General features: G+C 66.1%; 20 protein-coding genes. All 20 read left to right on the top strand.

The features are described 5' to 3' along the window. Positions 1 to 114 precede the first annotated feature (114 nt). Positions 115 to 1,002, top strand: a complete 888-nt coding sequence (locus tag CXR42_RS00790; protein WP_103255621.1) for a glycosyltransferase — start codon at positions 115 to 117, stop codon at positions 1,000 to 1,002. Between the two features lies 1 nt (position 1,003). Further along, positions 1,004 to 2,266, top strand: a complete 1,263-nt coding sequence (locus tag CXR42_RS00785; RefSeq protein WP_146037970.1) for an MATE family efflux transporter — start codon at positions 1,004 to 1,006, stop codon at positions 2,264 to 2,266. 10 nt (positions 2,267 to 2,276) lie between these two features. Beyond that, positions 2,277 to 3,701 carry a mannose-1-phosphate guanylyltransferase/mannose-6-phosphate isomerase gene (locus CXR42_RS00780; RefSeq protein ID WP_103255619.1) on the top strand — a complete coding sequence of 475 codons (1,425 nt, stop codon included), beginning with the start codon at positions 2,277 to 2,279 and terminating at the stop codon, positions 3,699 to 3,701. A gap of 56 nt (positions 3,702 to 3,757) precedes the next feature. Beyond that, positions 3,758 to 5,128 carry a phosphohexomutase domain-containing protein gene (locus tag CXR42_RS00775; protein WP_103255618.1) on the top strand — a complete coding sequence of 457 codons (1,371 nt, stop codon included), beginning with the start codon at positions 3,758 to 3,760 and terminating at the stop codon, positions 5,126 to 5,128. An 81-nt stretch (positions 5,129 to 5,209) separates the two neighbouring features. Further along, on the top strand, positions 5,210 to 6,274 hold the full coding sequence (locus tag CXR42_RS00770; RefSeq protein WP_180995943.1) for a DUF4123 domain-containing protein: 1,065 nt from the start codon (positions 5,210 to 5,212) through the stop codon (positions 6,272 to 6,274). After that, positions 6,271 to 6,927: a hypothetical protein gene (locus tag CXR42_RS00765; RefSeq protein ID WP_103255616.1), complete on the top strand. Its 657-nt coding sequence runs from the start codon at positions 6,271 to 6,273 to the stop codon at positions 6,925 to 6,927. The genes CXR42_RS00770 and CXR42_RS00765 overlap by 4 nt, the downstream gene beginning before the upstream one ends. Then, positions 6,924 to 7,589, top strand: coding sequence for a hypothetical protein (locus CXR42_RS00760; protein ID WP_103255615.1), 666 nt, complete (start codon positions 6,924 to 6,926; stop codon positions 7,587 to 7,589). Before CXR42_RS00765 ends, CXR42_RS00760 begins: the two co-directional genes overlap by 4 nt. Next, positions 7,586 to 8,845 (top strand): phospholipase effector Tle1 domain-containing protein, encoded by a 1,260-nt coding sequence (locus CXR42_RS00755; protein ID WP_103255614.1) that lies wholly within the window; start codon positions 7,586 to 7,588, stop codon positions 8,843 to 8,845. Before CXR42_RS00760 ends, CXR42_RS00755 begins: the two co-directional genes overlap by 4 nt. Positions 8,846 to 8,847: 2 nt before the next feature. Then, entirely contained in the window at positions 8,848 to 9,105 is a 258-nt protein-coding gene (locus CXR42_RS00750; protein ID WP_103255613.1) for a PAAR domain-containing protein, read from the top strand. Between the two features lie 107 nt (positions 9,106 to 9,212). Then, a complete protein-coding gene (locus CXR42_RS00745) occupies positions 9,213 to 11,264 on the top strand; it encodes a type VI secretion system Vgr family protein (RefSeq protein ID WP_103255612.1) in 2,052 nt (683 codons plus the stop codon). 6 nt (positions 11,265 to 11,270) lie between these two features. Then, on the top strand, positions 11,271 to 12,248 hold the full coding sequence (locus CXR42_RS00740) for a DUF4123 domain-containing protein (RefSeq protein WP_103255611.1): 978 nt from the start codon (positions 11,271 to 11,273) through the stop codon (positions 12,246 to 12,248). A 1-nt stretch (position 12,249) separates the two neighbouring features. Further along, positions 12,250 to 12,858 carry a hypothetical protein gene (locus tag CXR42_RS00735; protein ID WP_103255610.1) on the top strand — a complete coding sequence of 203 codons (609 nt, stop codon included), beginning with the start codon at positions 12,250 to 12,252 and terminating at the stop codon, positions 12,856 to 12,858. Next, a complete protein-coding gene (locus CXR42_RS00730) occupies positions 12,858 to 13,442 on the top strand; it encodes a hypothetical protein (protein WP_103255609.1) in 585 nt (194 codons plus the stop codon). Before CXR42_RS00735 ends, CXR42_RS00730 begins: the two co-directional genes overlap by 1 nt. A gap of 222 nt (positions 13,443 to 13,664) precedes the next feature. Continuing rightward, positions 13,665 to 14,039: a hypothetical protein gene (locus CXR42_RS00725; protein ID WP_103255608.1), complete on the top strand. Its 375-nt coding sequence runs from the start codon at positions 13,665 to 13,667 to the stop codon at positions 14,037 to 14,039. Between the two features lie 226 nt (positions 14,040 to 14,265). Next, the gene (locus CXR42_RS00720) at positions 14,266 to 15,864 is read left to right on the top strand and encodes an ABC transporter substrate-binding protein (protein ID WP_103255607.1); all 1,599 of its coding nucleotides are present in this window, start codon (positions 14,266 to 14,268) and stop codon (positions 15,862 to 15,864) included. A gap of 44 nt (positions 15,865 to 15,908) precedes the next feature. Further along, positions 15,909 to 16,970 carry an ABC transporter permease gene (locus CXR42_RS00715; protein WP_103255606.1) on the top strand — a complete coding sequence of 354 codons (1,062 nt, stop codon included), beginning with the start codon at positions 15,909 to 15,911 and terminating at the stop codon, positions 16,968 to 16,970. Then, the gene (locus tag CXR42_RS00710; RefSeq protein ID WP_103255605.1) at positions 16,967 to 17,872 is read left to right on the top strand and encodes an ABC transporter permease; all 906 of its coding nucleotides are present in this window, start codon (positions 16,967 to 16,969) and stop codon (positions 17,870 to 17,872) included. Before CXR42_RS00715 ends, CXR42_RS00710 begins: the two co-directional genes overlap by 4 nt. Continuing rightward, positions 17,869 to 18,711 carry an ABC transporter ATP-binding protein gene (locus CXR42_RS00705; protein ID WP_103255604.1) on the top strand — a complete coding sequence of 281 codons (843 nt, stop codon included), beginning with the start codon at positions 17,869 to 17,871 and terminating at the stop codon, positions 18,709 to 18,711. The genes CXR42_RS00710 and CXR42_RS00705 overlap by 4 nt, the downstream gene beginning before the upstream one ends. 100 nt (positions 18,712 to 18,811) lie before the next feature. Beyond that, positions 18,812 to 19,588 (top strand): ABC transporter ATP-binding protein, encoded by a 777-nt coding sequence (locus CXR42_RS00700; RefSeq protein WP_103255603.1) that lies wholly within the window; start codon positions 18,812 to 18,814, stop codon positions 19,586 to 19,588. After that, complete coding sequence (locus CXR42_RS00695) at positions 19,585 to 20,637, top strand: dipeptidase (protein ID WP_103255602.1); 1,053 nt, start codon at positions 19,585 to 19,587, stop codon at positions 20,635 to 20,637. Before CXR42_RS00700 ends, CXR42_RS00695 begins: the two co-directional genes overlap by 4 nt. Positions 20,638 to 20,725 lie beyond the last annotated feature (88 nt).

The following is a 20,725-nucleotide window of genomic DNA, read 5'->3' as shown; positions in this document are numbered from 1 at the left end:
TCCGCTTGAAAGGATAGCCCGCGTATCCGTCAGATTACCCAGCATATACATAGGCTTGAGCGACACCTTGGCAGAAATTTGGCACAGTGGGATCAGTCAACAAGGGGGACCGACATGACCGCTTTCGCACCCGACGCCACCTTCACCACCAACGTCATCCCGCTTTATGTCGAGCCGGCCGAACGACCCGCCAGCGTTGCCATCGTCGTGCCCTGCTACAACGAGGCCGCCCGTCTGGACCTTCCGGCCTTCTCATCCTACCTGTGCGCAAATCCCTGGGTGCGATTTGTCTTCGTCAATGATGGCAGCAAGGACGACACCCTCGGCGTCCTCGACCGGCTGCACGCCCAGCACCCCGACCGGATCGAGGTTCTGTCGCTCACGCGCAACTCCGGCAAGGCCGAGGCGGTGCGCATGGGATTGGCCTACGCCGCGCTGACCGGCTGCGATTTCCTGGGCTATTGGGACGCAGACCTTGCCACGCCTCTGGATGCGATCGGGGATTTCCTGCGGATCTGCCGCCGGTATGACGACGTCGAAGTGGTCTATGGCGCACGCCTTCAGCTTCTGGGTCACCGCGTCGCGCGGACCCTGACGCGCCGCATCATCTCGCTCATCTGCGCCAGGATGGCCCGTGTCGCGGTCGGGTTGCCGATTGGCGACACCCAGTGCGGCGCCAAACTGATGCGGATGAGCCCGCGCCTGGCTCATGCCTTGTCCGAACCATTCTCGGCAGGCTGGCTCTTCGACGTCGAACTGTTCAGCCGGATCGCTGACACCGCCAGCTGCAAAAGCAGGGCGTTCTACGAATACCCGCTGCCGGAATGGACCGAGGTTCCGGGCTCCAAGGTGACCGGCCGCGCCATCCGCCGCGCGGGGTTCGCCATGCTGCGTCTGATTGCCGAGCGCAAGCTGGGCCTGCGCGCCCGCACTCCGCGGCAAGCCCCGGCGGGGCTTCAAGTGCACCGCTCGCTGGTCGTGGCCCTGGAACAGGCGGCCTGACATGTTCGCCCCCCCAGCCCACCCACGCCGCATGCTGACAATGGCGACGGCGCTTTGCGCCAGCCCGGTTGTTGCCATCTTCCTCTCTGCGAACCTGGCCAACCTCGGGAACCTGGCGTTCAACGTTCTCTTCAGCCGCTGGATGGGGCCGATCCTTTTTGGCCAGCTGGCCACGTTTCTGACCCTGTTCCTTGGGGTGATGGCCGTCCTTGGCGCGCTGCAAATCGCGGTCAGCCAGCGCATCGCCGCCCACCGGGACGAGACGCTGCTGCCGGCCCTGGCGCAGTTGTCGCAGCGCGGTCTGACGGTGACCCTCGTGGCCCTGCCGGTCCTGATTGCGCTGACCCTTGTCACCAATATCGGCCCGGCCTTGGGCCTTGATGCGGTCGGCTTGCTGCCACTGCTTCTGCTTTGCCTGCCCTTCGCGCTACCTTTGGCGCTGGCGCGCGGGGTGGCCACCGGCAAACTGGACGCACGCGCCGTGATCCTGTCGGCACAGGTCGAGATGTGGGTTCGCCTGATCGGGGCCGCGCTCGCCTGGCATGCAGGCCTTGGGCTGCAAGGGGTGACCGCCGTCATCGCGCTGTCGGTGCTGGCGGGCTGGCTTCCGCTGCGCCGCGCACTTGGCGCACCCAGCGCCGATGCACCTGACCTGAAGCGCACCCTTCTTCTGGCCGCCCTGCCCTTTGCCCTTCTGCAAGGTGCCCAGGTCATCCTGATGGATGGCGACGTGATCCTGGCCCAGGCCCTGCTGCGGGCCGAGGATGCGGGCCACATCGCCGCCCTGGGCCTCTTCCAGCGCATCCAGTTCTTCGCCTGCTTCAGCCTGGTGGCCGTCCTTCTGCCCACCGTCACCGCCGAGATCGCCGCCGGGCGCAACCCGCTGCGCGCCGCACGGCCGGTCTTCGGGCTTTATGCCCTGGTCTCGGTCAGCCTGGTGACCCTGGCCTTCGCCGCGCCCGAAGACCTTGTCATGGCCCTGGTCGGCTTCGACTTCCTGCCGGCGGCCCAGTTCCTGCCCTTTGTCTCGCTTTCAGCGGCCGCCTTCACGCTCAGCTACCTGCTGGCGACCTATCTTGCCGCGATTGGCGACCGCTGGGGGATCTGGGCCCTGACCATCGCCTGCCCGCTGCAACTGCTGGTCCTGCTGCTGCGCACCGACAGCCTGGCCACCCTGATCAGCGCGAAACTTGCCTTCCAGATCGTCCTGGCCGCCTGGCTTCTGGCCCGCGCCCTTCACTCTGCCGCCCCCCGTAAATGTTAGGAGATTTCCGATGTCCCTGCCCAAGATCCATCCCGTCATCCTCTGCGGCGGCTCTGGCAAGCGCCTCTGGCCCGCCTCGCGCAAAAGCATGCCCAAGCAGTTTGTCCGCTTCGGCGATGATGTCAGCCTGCTGCAACAGACGATCCGCCGGCTTGAGGACATCAGCTGCGCCCCGCCGGTCCTGTTGACGGCGCATGACTACCGCTTTGTCGTCGCCGACCAGACCGCCGAACTGGGCCTGCGCGGCCACAAGCTGGTGGTCGAGCCTGAACCGCGCAACACCGGCCCCGCCGTCTGCGCTGCGGCGGAACTGATCCACGCCCAGGACCACGACGCCCTGGTCCTGATCTGCCCGGCCGATCACCTGATCACCGACGTGATGACCTTTGCCAAGGCGGTCGCCGCCGCCATCCCCAGCGCCGCGCGGGGCGAGATCGTGACCTTCGGCATCCGCCCCGACCGGGCCGAAACCGGCTTTGGCTATATCGAACTGGCCAGCGCCCATGCGGCCGACGGCCTGCCGCATCCCTTTACCCGCTTCGTGGAAAAGCCCGACGCCGCCACTGCCGCGGCCATGCTCGACAGCGGCCGGTACGTCTGGAACGCCGGCATCTTCCTGGCCTCGGCCAAGACGCTGATCGCCGCTTTCGGCCGCCATGCCGGTTCGCTGCGCGCCATTGTCCGCCGCTCGATCCGCGAGGCAAAGACCGACCTCGACTTCCTGCGCCTTGGCCCCTGCTATGGCGAGGCCCCCGATCTGTCGGTCGACTATGCGGTGATGGAACATGAGAAGGGCACCGTTGTCCCGGTCTCGATCGGCTGGAACGATCTGGGCAGCTGGCGCGCGGTCTGGGAAACCGCCAAGCGCGATGCGGCGGGCGTGGCGACCAGTGGCCAGGCCCTTGCGATGGACTGCCAGGACACCCTGCTGACGGCCCGAGATGACGGTATCCAGGTCGTCGGGATCGGCCTGCGCAACATCGCCGCCATCGCCACGCGGGATGCGGTCCTGATCGCCGATCTGGACAGCACCCAGTCGGTCGGCGAGGCGGTGAAAGAGCTGAAACTGCGCAAGGCCGCCCAGGCCGAAGGCTTCCGCAAGGAGTTCCGCCCCTGGGGCCATTACGAGACGCTGGCCCTTGGCCCGCGCTATCAGGTCAAGTCGATCGTCGTGAAACCGGGCGGCGAGCTTTCGTTGCAAAGCCACATGCACCGGTCAGAGCATTGGGTCGTCGTCGAAGGGACAGCACGGGTGACCATAGGGGCCACCGTCTCCAACGTCGCCGAGAACCAGTCGGTCTACATCGACCTGGGCCAGGTGCACCGTCTGGCCAACCCCGGCAAAGTCGACCTGCGCCTGATCGAGGTCCAGACCGGCGCCTACCTCGGCGAGGATGACATCATCCGCTACGAAGACATCTACGCCCGCGCCTGAACCTGTTCGGGCGGGGCCGCCCCGCCCGTCACCCCTGTTGGAGAGGAACGAGTCCCATGCACAAGCTTGCAGCCTTCAAGGCCTATGACATCCGCGGCAAGGTCGGCATCGACCTGGATACCGACTTTGCCTTCGACCTGGGCCGCGCCATCGCGCACCGGCTGGCCGTCACCTCGGTCGTGATCGGACGCGACGTGCGGGAAAGCTCGCCTGTCCTTGCGGCTGCACTGGCCCATGGCCTTGCGTCCGAAGGTGTGGATGTCCACGACCTTGGCCTTTGCGGCACCGAAGAGGTCTATTTTGCCACCGATCACCTTGGGGCCGGGGCCGGCGTCATGGTGACCGCATCCCACAATCCCATCGAATACAATGGCTTCAAGCTTATCGGCCCCGGCGCGCGCCCCCTGACCGAGGCCGAATTTCGCGGGATCGAGGCCATGGTCGCCGCCCCTCCTGCCCCTCGCGCCGATCAGCCCGCCGGCCGCATCCGGCCCGCCGACCTGCGCGCGGCCTATGTCGACCGTGTCCTGTCGTTCATCGACCCCGCCGGACTGGTGCCGATGCGGCTGGTCGCCAATGCCGGAAACGGCGCCGCAGGGCCGACCTTTGACGCCATCGCCACTGCTCTGGCCCGCAAGGGGGCCCGGCTGGACATCCGGCGCGTCCACCATCTGCCCGACCCCGGCTTTCCCAACGGCGTGCCGAACCCGCTGTTGCCCGAAAACCATGCCGCCACGGGCGATGTGGTCCGCTCTGCCGGCGCGGACCTTGGCGTCGCCTGGGACGGCGATTTCGACCGCTGCTTCTTCTTCGACGAAACCGGCGCTGCCGTGCCGGGCGAATATGTCGTGGGCCTTCTGGCCCGCTCGATGCTGGAAGCCGGCGGCGCCGGGCAGGTCGTGCATGATCCGCGCGTGGTCTGGAACACCCGGCGGATCGTCGCGGCCTATGGCGGCACCACCGTCGCCTCGCCGGTCGGCCATGTCTACATGAAGGACCGGATGCGCCGCACCAATGCCGGTTATGGCGGCGAGATGTCGGCCCATCACTATTTCCGCGATTTCATGTATTGCGACAGCGGCATGATCCCGCTTTTGCTGATCCTCGCCCTTCTGTCGCGCACCGGCCGCAACCTTGGCCAGGAAATCGCCGAGATGCGTCAGCACCACCCCTCCTCGGGCGAGTTGAACTTTCGCGTCACCGATCCCCGCCACGTCCTGTCGCAGATCCGCAGCCGCTATGCCCCGGATGCCACGCTGGTCGACGATCTGGACGGGCTAAGCTGCGAGTTCCCGGACTGGCGCTTCAACCTGCGCAGTTCGAACACCGAACCCCTGCTGCGCCTGAACCTGGAAACCGCCGGCTCGCCCGACCTTCTGCATGTCCGCCAGGACGAGATCAGCGCGCTGATCCGTCTGGCCGGTTAGTCAACCGGATTGCGCCGCCACTTGCCATACCACGGACGACCTGCCTAAGCTTGGGGCGGTTGTGAATGGTCGCAGGTGGCGGTGAATCTAGCACCCGAGTTTCTAGGGCTTAGTGCAGGCGAAGCCGGTCCAGATCGCTGGCTGTCCGTCGATTTCATCGACGACATCCTGCCATTGTCCGGCACGACCGCGCCGGCGGACATCCAGCCGACTGCCGATGGCTTTCGGACCCTCCTGTTCGATCCCCAGCGTGCGGACGGGACGCGGCGCCGGACCTATGCGATCCTTGACGCTGCGGTCTGTCCCCACCTGCCCGAACTGCTGGAGACAGCGGACCTGGAACACCGCTGCTTCTTCACCGGCGAAGCGTTCGAAGAGACGGGCGACGTCGCCCCCTGGCTGGTCGCGCTAGAGCTGGACCACCGCCTGACCCGGATGCTGATCAGCACCTCGGACCGGCCCGGCGGGCTGTGGGACCTCCAACCCGGCATCATCCTTAAGTCCAGCCTCGATTTTGCGGCGCTTTGGACCCACTGCCGCAAGTTCACCCGGATCCAGGACGCCGAGGGGAAATGGCTGTTCTACCGCTTCTGGTCTGCCCCGGTCAGCACACGCGCCATGTCCTTGGGCAACCGGCCCGAAATGGTGCAGTTCGTCAGCCCGTTCTTTCCGACCAGCGATCCGGGGTTCGAGGTCCTGCTGCTGAACACCGACCTGAACGCGCGGCTCACCCGGATTCCCGGCACGCATCCCCCACCCCACCGCCCCATCCTGACCGAGGCCGTGCATCAGACCATCCGCCAGGTGCGGCGCGCCCAGCAGTATGAGGAGCTGATCGAGATCACCCTGCGGCATGTGCAGGGCAAGACCCCGCTGGCGGAAGCGGTCATCCGCCACAATCTGCGGATCAAGCGCGACTGGTACTTTCAGGTGGGCTTCTGGCAGCGCGACCACATCGCCAAGCTTCTGGTGTGGGAAGTGCTGCTTGGCCCCGACTTCATCGAAACCTATGCGGACGGCACCATCCGCGCTATCATCGCCTCGGCGCAGCAGCCCTACGAGGCCATAATGAACATCGAGTTCTTCCTGGAGGCCCAGGAAATCCGCCGCGCCGAGCAGGCCGCTCGCCAAGCGGCGACGCCATGAGGGCCGGGATCTGGCTGGCTGGGATCTGGCTGGCCGGGATTGCGGCGGCGGGTCTGATTGCTGCGGGGGGAGTGTTCGCCAAGGACGAGACCAGACCCAGCCGGGTCTCAATCGCGGTCGAGCCGCATGGCTCGGCTCTCGCGGTGATGAGTGCAAGCGTGAAGGGCCTGCCACTCTTCGACTGGTCGCTTCGGGGTAGGACCGAGTCGCGCAGTCCTGGCTATCCGGGGTCTGACAAAGCCACACTGGCGGTGGAGCTGATGTGGTACGACATTCCTTCCGACCGCTACTACCAACATGCGTTTCAGCTGGATGCCCGCGACCTGTCCACCTTTGGCGACCGTACGGACCATGCCGAGGTCAGGATCGTCATGGGACCCGGTGCCGATATCACCGTCACCACGCCCCATCCCGAAGCATTGCGGCTGGTCGGATTGAACCGGATGGACGAGATCACGCCGGAAATGGATGTGGATATCGTCCTTGCGGAACTCTGCGCCACCGCGTCGACAAATGACCCTTCCGCCGACAAACGGCTGAACCTGACAGTGGCCGAAGCGGCCGAGGTTGAAAGGGCCACCTTCAACCGCGACAACTGGCTTGCCGCAAATGCAGCCTCTCCGTCGCGCTGCAGTCCAAAGGAAGGTCAATGATTTTACCGCGTCAGATCGTCGGAAAAGCCGGTATCGTCCTGGCTGCGCTTGCCGTTCTGGGCGCGCTGTCCACCGGGGGGATGATGTCCAAGGCCGAGACCAGACCCAGCCAGGTCTCAATCGCGGTCGAGCCGCATGGCTCGGTTCTCGCGGTCATGCGGGCCGTCGTGAACGGCCTGCCGCTGTTCGTTTCCTCTTTGCAGGGACGGACCGAGTCGCGCAGTGCGGACTATCCGTCCTCTGACGATGCCACACTGGCGGCGGAACTGATGTGGTACGATATCGCAGCGGACCGCTACTATCAGCTTGCCTTTGATATCGATGCCCGCGACCTGTCCACCTTCGGCGACCGCACGGACCATGCCGAGGTCAGGATCGTCATTGGCCCCGGTGCCGACGTCACCGTCACCACGCCTCATCCTGAGGCATTGCGACTGGTCGGATTGAACCGGATGGACGAAATCACGCCCGAAATGGATGTGGATGTCGTCATCGCCGAGCTTTGTGCGACCCTCTCGGCGGAAGATCCTTCTGCAGACAAAGACCTGCGTATGGCGATGGGTGATGAGATCGCCGTGGGCGAGGCCGTTTTCAACCGCGACAACTGGCTCAGCGGCAATGCCGCCCCCGCACCCAGGTGTCCGGCGGAGGATGGCCAATGACCACGCCCGGTGAGGCTTTGCAGACAAGTACCGCCGCCGGTGCCGCCGCCGGGTCCCGGTCAGCCGATTCCACAACGGCGGGCTGCGATCTGGTCCGGGTCGGCATGTTCTTCGACGGCACCGGCAACTCACGGGCCCATGTCGGCACGGACAATATCGATTCGTGGCACAGCAATGTCGATCTGCTGGAGCGACGGTATCGCAAGACCAGCGCCCCGGTCACCGCCACACATAACGGCGCTTCCGTCCGCGCATCCTTCGGATCGCGCTACATTCGCGGCGTCGGGATCGAGGAAGGCGGTGGCAACCAGCAATGGGGCATCCCGCGCGGGCTGGCCTGGGGCACCGGGCCCGAGGGCGTCGCATCGCGCACGCGTGAGGGGCTTGACGCCGCACGCCAGGAGATTCGCACCCGGGCCAGAGGCTTGGAGCCGTGCTTCGTCCTGCTCGACACTTTCGGCTTTTCCCGCGGGGCCTGCGTGTCGCGCGACTTTGCCAATCATATCAAGGACGGGGCCATCGTCTTTGCCGGCAAGACCGCGCAGGTCATGGTCATGGGGCTTTGGGACACCGTCTCGTCCATCGGCAATGCCGGCAACACCGGCAACTGGCCCGATGAAAACGTGCGCATCAACACGAATGGCACCGCGCGCCATATCGTGCATATCACTGCCAAGGACGAGTTGCGCGTGAACTTCCCCCTGACCCTGGCGCAAGGCGGCAAACGCATCCAGATGGTCGGGGTCCACTCGGACATCGGCGGCGGCTACGCGCCGGGGGTCAACACCGGAACTGTCGCCTACTCGGCTGGCAGCCAGGATGCGTTCTTCGACACGATCGCCGAAAAATGGGGGCTGCAGCTTGGCAACTGGCAGCGGTCCTTCACGGTGCAATCCCGGGAATCCGCGCGGGTCGAGGGGGATCGGCTGAGCGAGGTGATGGTCCAGGGGACCTGGATGAAAGCCTTCAATTGGTCGGCACAGCACGGGCTGCAGTTCGTCTCGCTGCGCCTCATGCATGATCAGGCGCTTGCCCAGGGTGTTCCGCTGTTGCCACTCGGCAATGCGATCGACGGCATCAACGTCAGTATCAGCGGGGATCTTCTGGCCTATTACACGCAGCTCAAGAACGCCCCGCACGCCAGCGACCCCGCGACCGAGCTGAACATCCGCCGCAAGCACGCGCATATGTCGGTGGCCAACTCTACCGGCATGGGCCCCGAACCGTCCGGCCGCCGCCGGGTAACGACGTTGTAAGCATGATGCGCCAGGTCGCCTGTGTCGGAGACATCCATATCTGCCCGGCCCACGGGCCGAACGCCATTGCGGCTGGGGGAACAGCCATTCTGGACGGCCGGCCGGTGGCGCGGATCGGTGATCCTTGTCTGTGCGGCTGCCTGATCGTCGACGGCGCGGGGGACGTGCTGCTGGACGGGCGGCCCGTCGCCCTCCTGGGCGCCAAGACGACCCTGGGCGGGGTGATCACGGCCTGTGCCGGCACGGCGGTCGCCAAATAGCCCGCCGGTACGAATCCTGTCGGCTGGTCCTTGCGCATCTTCGGCTATCGCTTGCGCGGATTGTCGCGTAAGCTCTCGGCGTCAAAGACGAGTTTGTGCGGGGTGACATGACGGATCACTTCTTCCAATCCGCCCGCTTGGGTCGTCTGACGACGGCTCTCGGGCCAGATGTTCTGGTGCTGATGCGGTTCGAGGGGGAAGAACGGCTGAACGGGCTGTTCGACTTTGATGTCGACTGCCTGGCCACCAGCGCGGACCTGGATTTCGACAAGCTGCTGGGAACGCAGGCCAGCGTGACGCTGTCCAACCGCAAGTCCAAGCGCCAGTTCGACGGGATCGTGACCGAGGCGCGCTGGCTGGGCGCGGGCGAGAACGGGCTGCGCTATCGCCTGCGGCTACAACCCTGGTTCTGGCTGGCTGGCCTGCGCCGCAACCAACGGATCTTTCACAACCGCACCGTAGTCCAGATCCTGGAAGAGCTGCTGGCAGACTACGCCGATGCGGGCCGCCTGGTCGTCGAGACCGAGTCCGATTACCCCAAGCTGGAATACACCGTCCAGTTTCGCGAATCCGACCTGGATTTCGCCTGCCGGATGATGGAGCGGCACGGCATCTCCTACCACTTCCGCCACCACGACGGCGGGCATGACATGGTGCTGACGGACGCCGCCGCCGCACATGCCACCATCGGCGACCGCGAATTCCACCCCGACGAAGGCCACCACTGGATCGAAGACGGCCATTTCTGGTCCTGGCAGCCGGCGCGGCGCATCACCACGGGCGCGATCCGGCTGACCGATTACAATTTCAAGAAACCCCACGCCCGGATGGAAGTGGACCGGATTGGCGATGCAGCCCACCCGCAGGGGCGGATTGAAAGCTTCGACTGGCCGGGCGACTACCTTGATCTGGACCGGGGCAAGGTCGTGGCGGCCCTGCGCGGCCAGTCCGAGCGCGGGCAGGACTGCCGGTTCGAGGCGGAAGGCGATGTGCTGTCGCTCTCGGCCGGGGCGCGGATGACGCTGGCGGGCGAGCCGGTTCCGGGCACCGGTGCCACGTATCTTTGCCTGGTCGCAACCCATTCCTACACGTCCGACAACTATGGCTCGGGCGGGCAGCAGGGCGAAGAGATGGCCTATCGCGGGCGCTATGTCCTGATGCCCGACACCGCGCCGATGGTGCCCGAACGCAAGACCCCGCGCGCGGATGTGCGCGGGCCGCAGACGGCGGTGGTCGTGGGCGCCAAGGGCGAAGAGATCGACTGCGACGAGTACGGCCGCATCCTTCTGCGCTTCCACTGGGATCTGGAGGGCGCCTGGTCCATGCGCTGCCGGGTGTCGCAGAACTGGTCCGGCAACGGCTGGGGTGGCATGATCATCCCCCGGATCGGCATGGAGGTGGTGGTCGAATTCCTCGATGGCGACCCCGATCAGCCGCTGGTGACCGGCTGCGTCTACAACGGCCGCAACTCCCCGCCCTATTCCCTGCCCGAGGGCAAGACCAAGTCGGTATTCAAGACCGACACGCACAAGGGCTCGGGCTTCAACGAGTTGACCTTCGACGACGACAAGGACAACGAACTGATCTACATGCACGGCCAGAAGAACCAGCAGATCGAAATCCTGAACGACAGGTCAAAGACCATCGGGCGGGACGAAACCAACGGCATCGGCCGCGACCGCATCCAGACCGTGGGGCAGGACGAAACCATGTCGGTCGGCCGCGACCAGCGCGAGGCCGTCGCCCGCGACGTGGTCTACAACGTCGGCCGCAACCAGCAGGAATCCTATGGCAAGGACCACGTCCATGTGGTGGGCAACATCCACAAGCAGGACATCTTCGCCGACCACCTGCTGCAGATCGGGCGCAACTTCGAAGGGGCGGTCTCGGGCAAGTACACGCTGGATGTAACCAACTCGATCACCACCAACACCGCCACCCACACGCTGATGGCCTTCGGCAAGTTCGTCATCAAGGGTCCCGCCGGCAAGATCACCCTGGATGCCGCCGGAATCACGCTTGAGGCGCCGCTGATCCAGTTGAAGGGGATGGTCAAGATGGGCGGCTCGGGCAGTTCGCAGGTGCCGACCTTGCAGGGTGCCGCCAACGACGCGCTGCCGCTGGTCGAGGAATGCGTGAAGCAGACGACGGACGAGTGATCCGCGGTGCAGTTCACGCGCCATCCGACCCTGCCGGTCACGCCGGCCGCCACCCCGGCCCCGCTGCAAGACCCGCTGCGCGCGGCGCTGTTTGCGGGGGACGCCTTCTGTTACGCCCTGATCGACGGGGCCCGCGTCCCCGCACTTGAGGCGATCCTGCAGATGGCCGGGGCCGAAGGGCACAGCCTGTTCCATGCCGATGCGCTTGAGGATGTCGCCGCCGCTGGTCCCTGGCTGGTCCGGCTGGGTCCAGACGACCCGTATACCCGGTTGCTCTTTACCGCGTCGAAAGCGCCGCAGCACCTTTGGGGCCGCGTCAGCCTGGTCCTGCTGCGCAGCCACGCCGACGCCCCGACGCTGATCGCGCATTTCCGGCACTACATCCGGTTACGCCGCGCCGACGGCTCGCGCCCGCTGTTCCGGTTCTGGGATGGCCAGGTCCTGTGCGACTATTTCGACGGCTGCGCCACCCTGCCCCAGCGCGCCGCGCGCTTTTTCGGGGCGCAGGGCGACGCGCCACTGGTCAAGACCTTCCTGCTGGCAACCCGCGACGCGGCGGGGCTGGAGGGTTTCAGCCTGCACGGCCCTCTCCCGCCCGAGGCGCGGATCGCCGATCCCAGCCTGACCGCCGAGGATGAGGCGATCTTGCGCGCGGCGGCCGACAGGCGGATCGTGCGCCGCGTCGAAACCCGGCTGGCCGAACGCTTCGCCAAGGTCGATCCGGCCCAAGCCCATCACGCACAGCCCTATGCGCGCGGGGCCATGTCCTTCATCCGCCAGTTCGGCAGCGGACAGATGGCCGACATCGAAAAGGATTGCTTCCAGCTTGCGCTTGTTGCCTTCCTGCTCGGGCAGTCCTGGCCGACGGTGGCCAAGGGACCGATGCTGCGCGAACGCCTGGTGCCGATGTCGCAGCGGATCGCGATGCTGCGGGAAAGCTATTTCGCGGCGCTGCAAGCGGCGCCGCCGCAAGGAAAGGGCTGACATGGTCGTACAAGCAGCAGCACCCGTCTACGTCGGAGGCGCGGCCCTGGTCGCCGGGGCGCTCTGGCTGATGACGCCCGCCGGACAGCGCGCCTCGCAGTCGCTGGGCGAGGCGATGGTCGCAGGCAGCTCACAGGCAGTGGACAACATCCGCAACCTCTTTGCCGACGAGACCGAGGCCCCCGCCGTCCCCGGCACCCAGGAAGGCACCCGAACCGAGGAACGCCGCTGCGACGGTCCGCACCGCGGGCGGCTTCAGGTCCAGGGCTACCGCCCGCCACATGATCCCGTCCCGGTCGAGCTTTCCTGGCCCTGGAACCGGTCCTGCATCCCGCCCTTGCGGCCCGAGGGGCTTGTGGCACTGTCGGGGGATCTGCTGCCGCGCACCCGGGCGATCAGCTTCACCTCGGCCGGGCATCGCGGGCCGGCGTTTTCCAAGATGAGCCAGCACATCCAGTCGGCCCCCCCGACCGGGTTTCTGGCGGGACACCGGATGGGCTGGGGCATCCATCCCGCGACCGGCCTTGCCGTGCCGAACCTGCGCGCAGGCCCAGCCGCCCCGCGCGTCGATCTGGAGGTGCACGCCGGCCGTGCATTCGGGGTGCGCTGATGCTGCTGGTTGAGACGTTCAAGGACGATCCGTTTTTCCCGTTTGCGGGCTATGCGACCGATATCCAGCATTTCATCGGCGCGCAGCGCTATTGGCTGACCCTCTTGCGCGCCATACCCGAGTTTCACGAAGAGGATTGGCATCCCGTCCTGCGGGCGGTGGATGTGACGGCGGACCAACTCTCCGGCCTGATGCTGCGATTGCAGAACCTGCGGCAGGCCAAGCTCTTGACCCTGCACACCAACAGCCTTGACGGCTGCGCGGCCGAGCTTCTGGCCGACAACCCGCCGATGACGCCGCAGGCGGTGGCCGAGGCGCAGGATCAGTTCGACTGGACGCCCGACGCCACACAGATCGCCGGACTGACGCCCGAGGCAGCCCGACGCGACGCTGCGCTGATCTATACGCCCTTCACCAGCCAGGTCGAAGGCTCCGAGATCTACCTGCCGCAGTCCGGCCATCCCGAAGGCGGCGTTCTGGTTCCTGCCCGGCACCTCCTCCTGCAATCCGAAATCTCGCGTGAGTGCGAACCCCTGGCCTGGGATGCGCTTTCGGATTTCCTGCGATCCGGGGCTCCGGCGTAAAGCCACGGGAACTCCAGATGATCCTCCATCGCTTCCGCGACCTGCCGGATTTCCCGTTTCCGCACTATTTCGCGGACCCGGCGCAGTTCCTTCATGCCCGGCACTACTGGCTGGCCTTGCTGCACGACACCAAGGGCTTCGTTGACGCACAGTGGCAGCCCACATCTCGGCCCGAGAACCTGGCCGATGACATGTATGTGGGCACCAAGCCTCGCAAAGGTAATGTCGATCCAGACCTTCAGCCTGGAGGGGGACATCAACATGGCCTTGCGCGAGAACGGCCCGATGGACCCGGCCAATGTTTTCGACCTGCCGGACCCGGCGCAGCGCGCTGCGATCATTGCGGGCACACCGGCGGACAAGCTGCACCGCGACACCGTCGCGCATCATGTGCCGATGCTGGTCTGGGTGGAAAGGGCCACGGTCTGGCGCGCAATTCCCGGCCATGCCGAAGGCGGCACCGAAATTCCGATTGAACGCCTGATCCTGACCGCGACCATTTCCGAGGATTGCGAACCACATGCCCGCCGCGCGCTAGAGCTTTTTCTTGCAGACGGTGCTGCAGCCGAACGGGTCAACTCCGCATTTCCCGGATGAAAACCGGCCTGGATGGTCCTCGCATGACGGCCCCCGTGCGTTGCCACAACCGCCGATCCCGCTCTGACCCTCGCGCGTCTCACGAAAGGGGCCAGCCATACGCAGGACCGCCAAACCGCAGCGCATGCTGACGGTTAACCATTGACTCCTGAGGCCCGCTTTCATCCAATCGAAGCAGGCTCTGGCAGATGTCGGGACCTCATCAATCGATCAAGGGAGATGGACAATGCAGATAAAGCATGGATTTAGCCGTGCGGCGGCGATTGCTGCGCTCTTGGGCGGCACCGCGCCATTGGCCTTGTGGGCCGAGACTCCGGCCGACACGTTGGTCCTTGCCGACGCGATCGACGACATCGTGTCCATCGACCCGCATGAGGCCTTCGAATTCTCGGGCACCGACCTTAACAACAACCTCTACGACACCCTGATAGAGCTTGACCCGACCAAACCCGGAGAGCTTGTTCCCGGCCTTGCGGAAAGCTGGGCCGTCGCCGAGGACGGCATGACCTACACCTTCAAGGTCAAGTCCGGCATCACCTTTTCCTCTGGCAACCCCGTCACCGCCGAGGATGCGGCGCTGTCCCTGCGCCGCGTGGTCAAGCTGAACAAGACGCCGGCCTTCATCCTGACCCAGTTCGGCCTGACGCCCGAGAACGTCGATCAGATGATCACCTTCGACGGTGACACCGTGACGCTGAAGACGGACAAGGCCTATGCCCCCTCCTTCGTCTACAACTGCCTGACCGCGGGCGTGGCCAACATCGTCGACATCAAGACCGTGATGGCGAACGAGGTCGAGGGCGACATGGGCAATGCCTGGCTGAAGCAGAACAGCGCCGGGACGGGTGCCTATGTCCTGCGCTCGTTCAAGCCGAACGAAGGCTATGTGCTTGAGGCCCGCACCGGCCACTGGCGCGGCGATGCGAAGATCAAGAACGTATTCATGCAGCACGTCCCCGAAGGCGCGACCCAGCGGCTGCTGCTGGAAAAGGGCGACATCGACATCGCGCGCGAGATGACGCCGACCGATATCGACGGCGTGACCGGCAACCCTGACGTCACCGTCCAGAACGACGTGGGCGGCCAGCTCTACTATCTGGCCCTGAACCAGAAGAAGGCGGAACTCGCCAACCCCAAGGTGCAGGAAGCCATGCGTTGGGCGGTCGACTATTCCGGGATGACCGACAGCATCCTGAAAGGGCAATGGGTGGTCCACCAGGCCTTCCTGCCTGAAGGGTTCCTTGGCGCGCTGACCGAAAATCCCTACAGCCTGGACATCGAAAAGGCCAAGGCGCTTTTGGCGGAATCGGGCGTGACCCTGCCGCTGGAAGTCGGCCTGACTGTCCGCAACAACCAGGAGCGGCTTGATATCGCCACCTCGCTGCAGAACACCTTCGCCCAGGCCGGGATCAACCTGACGCTCGACGTCGGTGACGGCGCCCAGGTGCTGGAGAAGTATCGCGCCCGCCAGCACGACATCACGATCCAGACCTGGGGCCCGGACTATCCCGATCCGCACACCAACGCCTCGACCTTCGCGATGAACCCCGACAACAGCGACGAAGCGGGCGCGACCGGCTACCTCGCCTGGCGCACCGCATGGGAGCCGGGTGAGCTTCACGCCATGACCGAGGCCGCCGTGGTCGAAAAAGACACCGCCGCCCGCACCGCCATGTACGAGGAGATCCAGCGCAAGCACCGCGACAACTCGGCCTTCGTGATGATGTTCCAGCAGGCCCGACAGGACGCGATGCGCGCGAATGTCTCGGGCTTCTACGCAGGCGGGGCGACGGACTCGGCCACCTACTGGCTTGTGACGAAGTAAAGCGTTCGGGCCGCCGCCTTCCCGGCGGCGGCCCGGTATTTCGAATGACCTCGATCCCGTCACCCCCGCGCAACCCGCTGATCCAAGGGCTTGGCCAGGTCGGCCTTGGCCTTCTGACGCTTGCGATCACCCTTCTGGGCCTGCTGCTTGTCACCTTCATCATCGCCCGCGTCGTGCCGACCGACCCGGTCCTGTCGATCGTGGGGGAACGCGCGACGCAGGCGCAGATGGACGCGATCCGGGTGCGCCTGGGCCTTGACCTGCCACTCTGGCAGCAATTCCTGATCTATGTCCGCGACGCGGTGCAGGGCGATCTTGGCACCTCGATCCGCAGCGGGCAAAGCGTCGCCTCCGAAATCGCGCGCTACTTCCCCGCGACGCTGGAGCTTGCAACGCTTGGCACGATCTTCGGCACCCTTGTCGGCGTGCCCGCCGGCGTCCTTGCCGCCACCAGGCCCGGCAGCATTGCCGACCAGATCGTTCGCGTCGTCGGCCTCATGGGCTATTCGATGCCGGTATTCTGGCTGGGCCTGATCGGGCTTCTGGTGTTTTACGGCCAGCTTGACTGGGTCGCCGGCCCCGGCCGTCTTGACCCGACCTATGACATGATGATGCAGTTCACGCTGACCTCCTATACCGGGATGATCCTGGTCGACAGCGCGCTGAACGGCGCCTGGGACGTGTTCGCCAACGCGATCAGCCATATCGTCCTGCCGGCCGGCATCCTTGGCTATGTCTCGATGGCCTACATCAGCCGGATGACCCGCAGTTTCATGATGAACGAGCTTGGCCAGGAATACATCACCACCGCCCGCGTGAAGGGGATGCCGGAGTGGCGGGTGATCTGGGTCCACGCGATGAAAAACGTGTCGGTCCCGCTGATCACGGTCATCGCGCTCAGCTATGCCTACCTCCTCGAAGGGTCGGTCCTGACCGAGACGATCTTCGCCTGGCCGGGCCTTGGCAGCTATATCACCGACGCGCTTTTCGCCAATGACATGCCGGCGGTGCTGGGCGGGACCGTGGTGGTGGGCGTGGTGTTCGTCACCCTCAACATGGTCTCGGACATCCTTTACCGCCTCGCCGACCCGAGGGCGCGGACATGACCACGCTGCGCGCCTGGCTTGCGGACCCGAACCCGACCTCGCGGCGGCAGGCGCGGCTGGGGCAGTTGTGGCTGGCCTGGGTGCGCATCCGGCGCAACCGACTTGCCATGGCTGGGCTTGTCATCGTCGGCCTCCTGCTGGTCGTCGCGATCTTCGCCCCGCTTCTGGCACCGCACAATCCCCTGACGCAGGACCTCTCGCGCCGGCTTCTCCCACCCGGCACGCCCGGCAACCTGCTGGGCACCGACGATTTCGGGCGGGATATCCTGTCGCGCATCATCTACGGCTCGCGCATCACGCTGTACATCATCGCGCTTGTGGCCGTGACCGCGCCGGTCCTTGGCCTTCTGATCGGCACCGTCGCGGGCTACTTCGGCGGCTGGATCGACGCCGTCCTCATGCGGGTGACGGACATCTTCCTCGCCTTCCCGCGGCTGATCCTGGCGCTCGCCCTTGTCGCCGTCCTCGGCCCGGGGATCGAGAACGCCGTCCTTGCCATCGCGCTGACCGCCTGGCCGCCCTATGCCCGTGTCGCCAGGGCCGAGACCTTGACCGTCCGATCCTCCGACTACATCGCCGCCATCCGCCTGCAAGGGGCCAGCGCGCCCCGGATCATCGCGGGGCATGTGGTGCCAATGTGCCTGCCATCGGTCATCATCCGCGTGACCCTGGACATGGCGGGTGTCATCCTGATTGCTGCGGGCCTTGGCTTCCTTGGCCTTGGCGTCCTGCCACCCGCGCCCGAATGGGGGCTGATGATCTCCTCCGGCCGGAAGTTCCTGTTCGAACAATGGTGGGTCGCCACCATGCCGGGCCTTGCCATCTTCCTCGTCTCGCTTGGCTTCAACCTCTTGGGCGACGGCCTGCGCGACGTCCTTGATCCCCGGAGCGCCAGCCGATGAGCCTTCTGGACGTGAAGAACCTGCGCGTCACCTTCGCGACCGAGACCGGCCTGGTCGAGGCAGTGCGCGGCGTCTCGTTCAGCCTGGGGCACGAACGCCTGGGCATCGTCGGCGAAAGCGGCTCGGGCAAGACGATGACCGGCCGCGCCGTCCTGCGCCTGATCCGCCCGCCGGGCCGGGTTCAGGCCGATGCGATGACCTTCGACGGCCAGGACATCCTTGCCGCCAGCGAGCGCGAGATGCGGGCGCTGCGCGGCAAACGGATCGGCATGGTGATGCAGGACCCGAAATACTCGCTGAACCCGGTGATGACCGTGGGCCGCCAGCTGACCGAAGGGCTGCGCCTGCGCGACCGGCTGGGCGCGGCCGATGCCACCGCCAAGGCCGTGGCCGCACTGGAAGCGGTCCAGATCCGCGACCCCGCCCGCGTGATGGAAGCCTACCCGCACGAGCTTTCGGGCGGGATGGGCCAGCGGGTGATGATCGCCATGATGCTGATCCCCGAGCCCGACCTGCTGATCGCCGACGAGCCGACCAGCGCCCTGGACGTCACTGTCCAGGCCGAGGTGCTGTCGATCCTCGACCGCCTGGTCCGCGACCGGGGCATGGGGCTGATCTTCATCAGCCACGACCTGCGGCTGGTGGCGCGGTTCTGCGACCGGGTGCTGGTGATGCACAAGGGCCTGGTCGTGGAAGAGATCGCCGCCGCGAACCTCTTGCAGGCGCAGCACCCCTATACCCGGGGCCTTCTCAACTGCCTGCCCCGGATCGGCGGGCCACGCGGGCCGCTTCCGGGCCTGGACCGGACCGGTGCCTGGGCGACCGAGGGGCGGACATGACCCGCCAGCGTCAAAGCCTGGAAGGCTTCCAGCCCGGACCCATGGCAGAACCCCACGCGATTTCGGCGCAGAAAGCGCCCCCCTGCCCGAAGGTCCGCGCATGAGCCTGATCGAGATCGAGAACCTCAGCGTGGTCTTTCGCGCCAAGGGCCGCGACGTGCGCGCGGTCGAGAATGTCAGCCTCTCGATCGACGCGCAGGAAAGCTATGGCCTTGTGGGCGAAAGCGGATCGGGCAAGTCGACGATCCTGCGCGCGATCTGCGGCATGGCCCCGGTATCCGGCGGCATGATCCGCATTGCGGGCCAGCCGGTTCCCACCCCGCGCGGGCGGGCCTTCTCGACCCAGGTGCAGATGGTGTTCCAGGACCCTTACGCCAGCCTGCACCCCCGCCACACTATCGACCGCACCCTGGCCGAGCCGCTGGCGATCCATGGCCTTGGCGACCGCGACTCCCGCGTCGTGCAGGCCCTTACCGATGTGGGCCTGCCGCCCGCCTTCCGCTTCCGCTATCCACACCAGCTGTCCGGCGGCCAGCGCCAGCGGGTGGCCATTGCCCGGGCGCTGATGCTGAAGCCGAAGATCCTGCTTCTGGACGAACCGACCAGCGCGCTGGATGCCTCGGTCCAGGCCGAGGTGCTGAACCTTCTGAACCGCCTGCGCGCCGAACTTGGGCTGACCTTCCTGATGGTCAGCCACGACCTTGCCGTGATCGACCACATGTGCGACCGGATCATGGTCCTCCAGCATGGCAGGCAGGTCGAGGAACTGACCCGCGACGACCTTGCCGCCGCCCGAATGACCACCCCCTACGCCCGGAGCCTCTTTGACGCGAGCGCGGACCGGATGCTGGACAGCCCGACGGAGCCCGCCCGATGATCCCCGTTTTCGACGGCCACAACGACATCCTCCTGCGCCTTCTGCAGGCCCCCGCGCGGCGCGAAGAGATCTTCCTGACCGGCGAAGGCAAGGGCCACCTTGACCTGCCGCGGATGCGCGAGGCGGGCTTTGCCGGCGGGTTCTTCGCGATCTACCTGCCCTCGCCCGTCGCGCATGACGATCCCGATTACCACGCGCTGATGGCCAACCCGCCCTATGCGCTGCCGCTGCCCGACCCGATCCCCTTTGCCCAGGCGATCGAGCCTGCCGTGCGGGCCGCGGGGCATCTGCTGTGGATGGAACGCGCCTCGAACGGCGCGCTGAAGGTCTGTCGCACGGCGGCAGAGGTGCGGGCCGCAGTTGCAGCCGGCGTCATTGCCGCGATCATGCACATGGAAGGGGCCGAGGCGATCGACGAAAGCCTGGATGCGCTGCACCTCTTCCATGCCATGGGCCTAAGGTCGCTGGGTCCGGTCTGGTCGCGCCCCACGATCTTCGGCCACGGGGTCCCCTTTGCCTATCCCTCCAGCCCCGATACCGGGCCCGGGCTGACCGACGCGGGCAAGCGCCTTGTCGCCGAATGCAACCGCCTTGGCATCATGCTCGACCTCAGCCACATGAACGAGGCCGGGTTCAACGACATCGCCCGCCTCTCCACCGCCCCCCTTGTCGCGACCCATTCCAACGCCCACGCCCTGTGCCCTTCGTCGCGCAACCTGACCGACCGGCAACTGGCGATGATCCGCGAAACGGGCGGCATGTTGGGCCTGAACTTCTCCGTTTCCTTCCTTCGCCCGGACGGCCGGCAACTTGCCGAGACCGGCTGGGACCCGGTCCTGCGCCAGGTGGACTATCTTCTGGAAAAGCTTGGTGAAAACCACCTTGGCTTCGGCTCCGACTTCGATGGCTGCACGACCCCCGACGTCATCGGCGATGTGACCGGCCTTTCAAGGTTGGTGCAGGCGCTGGCGGACCACGGCTATGACAAGCCGCTGCTGGAAAAGCTTGCCCATGCCAACTGGTTCGCACTCCTGGACCGCACGCTTTAGCCCCCTTTGCCGCCACCGCCCGGGCCCCTCGGTCAACCGATCACCCAGCCCGAAGTCCTGCGATGGACCCCTCGCGGTGGCATATCCC

This window comes from Tabrizicola aquatica, assembly GCF_002900975.1.
GTDB classification, from domain to species: domain Bacteria; phylum Pseudomonadota; class Alphaproteobacteria; order Rhodobacterales; family Rhodobacteraceae; genus Tabrizicola; species Tabrizicola aquatica.
This window is presented reverse-complemented; position numbering and strand designations above follow the sequence as displayed.

What these genes read in the sequence shown, in the direction of transcription:
- CXR42_RS00790 (WP_103255621.1), top strand. Translation starts at nt 115, where the DNA reads ATGACCGCTTTCGCACCCGACGCCACCTTCACCACCAACGTCATCCCG.
- CXR42_RS00785 (WP_146037970.1), top strand. Translation starts at nt 1,004, where the DNA reads ATGTTCGCCCCCCCAGCCCACCCACGCCGCATGCTGACAATGGCGACG.
- CXR42_RS00780 (WP_103255619.1), top strand. Translation starts at nt 2,277, where the DNA reads ATGTCCCTGCCCAAGATCCATCCCGTCATCCTCTGCGGCGGCTCTGGC.
- CXR42_RS00775 (WP_103255618.1), top strand. Translation starts at nt 3,758, where the DNA reads ATGCACAAGCTTGCAGCCTTCAAGGCCTATGACATCCGCGGCAAGGTC.
- CXR42_RS00765 (WP_103255616.1), top strand. Translation starts at nt 6,271, where the DNA reads ATGAGGGCCGGGATCTGGCTGGCTGGGATCTGGCTGGCCGGGATTGCG.
- CXR42_RS00760 (WP_103255615.1), top strand. Translation starts at nt 6,924, where the DNA reads ATGATTTTACCGCGTCAGATCGTCGGAAAAGCCGGTATCGTCCTGGCT.
- CXR42_RS00755 (WP_103255614.1), top strand. Translation starts at nt 7,586, where the DNA reads ATGACCACGCCCGGTGAGGCTTTGCAGACAAGTACCGCCGCCGGTGCC.
- CXR42_RS00750 (WP_103255613.1), top strand. Translation starts at nt 8,848, where the DNA reads ATGATGCGCCAGGTCGCCTGTGTCGGAGACATCCATATCTGCCCGGCC.
- CXR42_RS00745 (WP_103255612.1), top strand. Translation starts at nt 9,213, where the DNA reads ATGACGGATCACTTCTTCCAATCCGCCCGCTTGGGTCGTCTGACGACG.
- CXR42_RS00735 (WP_103255610.1), top strand. Translation starts at nt 12,250, where the DNA reads ATGGTCGTACAAGCAGCAGCACCCGTCTACGTCGGAGGCGCGGCCCTG.
- CXR42_RS00730 (WP_103255609.1), top strand. Translation starts at nt 12,858, where the DNA reads ATGCTGCTGGTTGAGACGTTCAAGGACGATCCGTTTTTCCCGTTTGCG.
- CXR42_RS00725 (WP_103255608.1), top strand. Translation starts at nt 13,665, where the DNA reads ATGTCGATCCAGACCTTCAGCCTGGAGGGGGACATCAACATGGCCTTG.
- CXR42_RS00720 (WP_103255607.1), top strand. Translation starts at nt 14,266, where the DNA reads ATGCAGATAAAGCATGGATTTAGCCGTGCGGCGGCGATTGCTGCGCTC.
- CXR42_RS00715 (WP_103255606.1), top strand. Translation starts at nt 15,909, where the DNA reads ATGACCTCGATCCCGTCACCCCCGCGCAACCCGCTGATCCAAGGGCTT.
- CXR42_RS00710 (WP_103255605.1), top strand. Translation starts at nt 16,967, where the DNA reads ATGACCACGCTGCGCGCCTGGCTTGCGGACCCGAACCCGACCTCGCGG.
- CXR42_RS00705 (WP_103255604.1), top strand. Translation starts at nt 17,869, where the DNA reads ATGAGCCTTCTGGACGTGAAGAACCTGCGCGTCACCTTCGCGACCGAG.
- CXR42_RS00700 (WP_103255603.1), top strand. Translation starts at nt 18,812, where the DNA reads ATGAGCCTGATCGAGATCGAGAACCTCAGCGTGGTCTTTCGCGCCAAG.
- CXR42_RS00695 (WP_103255602.1), top strand. Translation starts at nt 19,585, where the DNA reads ATGATCCCCGTTTTCGACGGCCACAACGACATCCTCCTGCGCCTTCTG.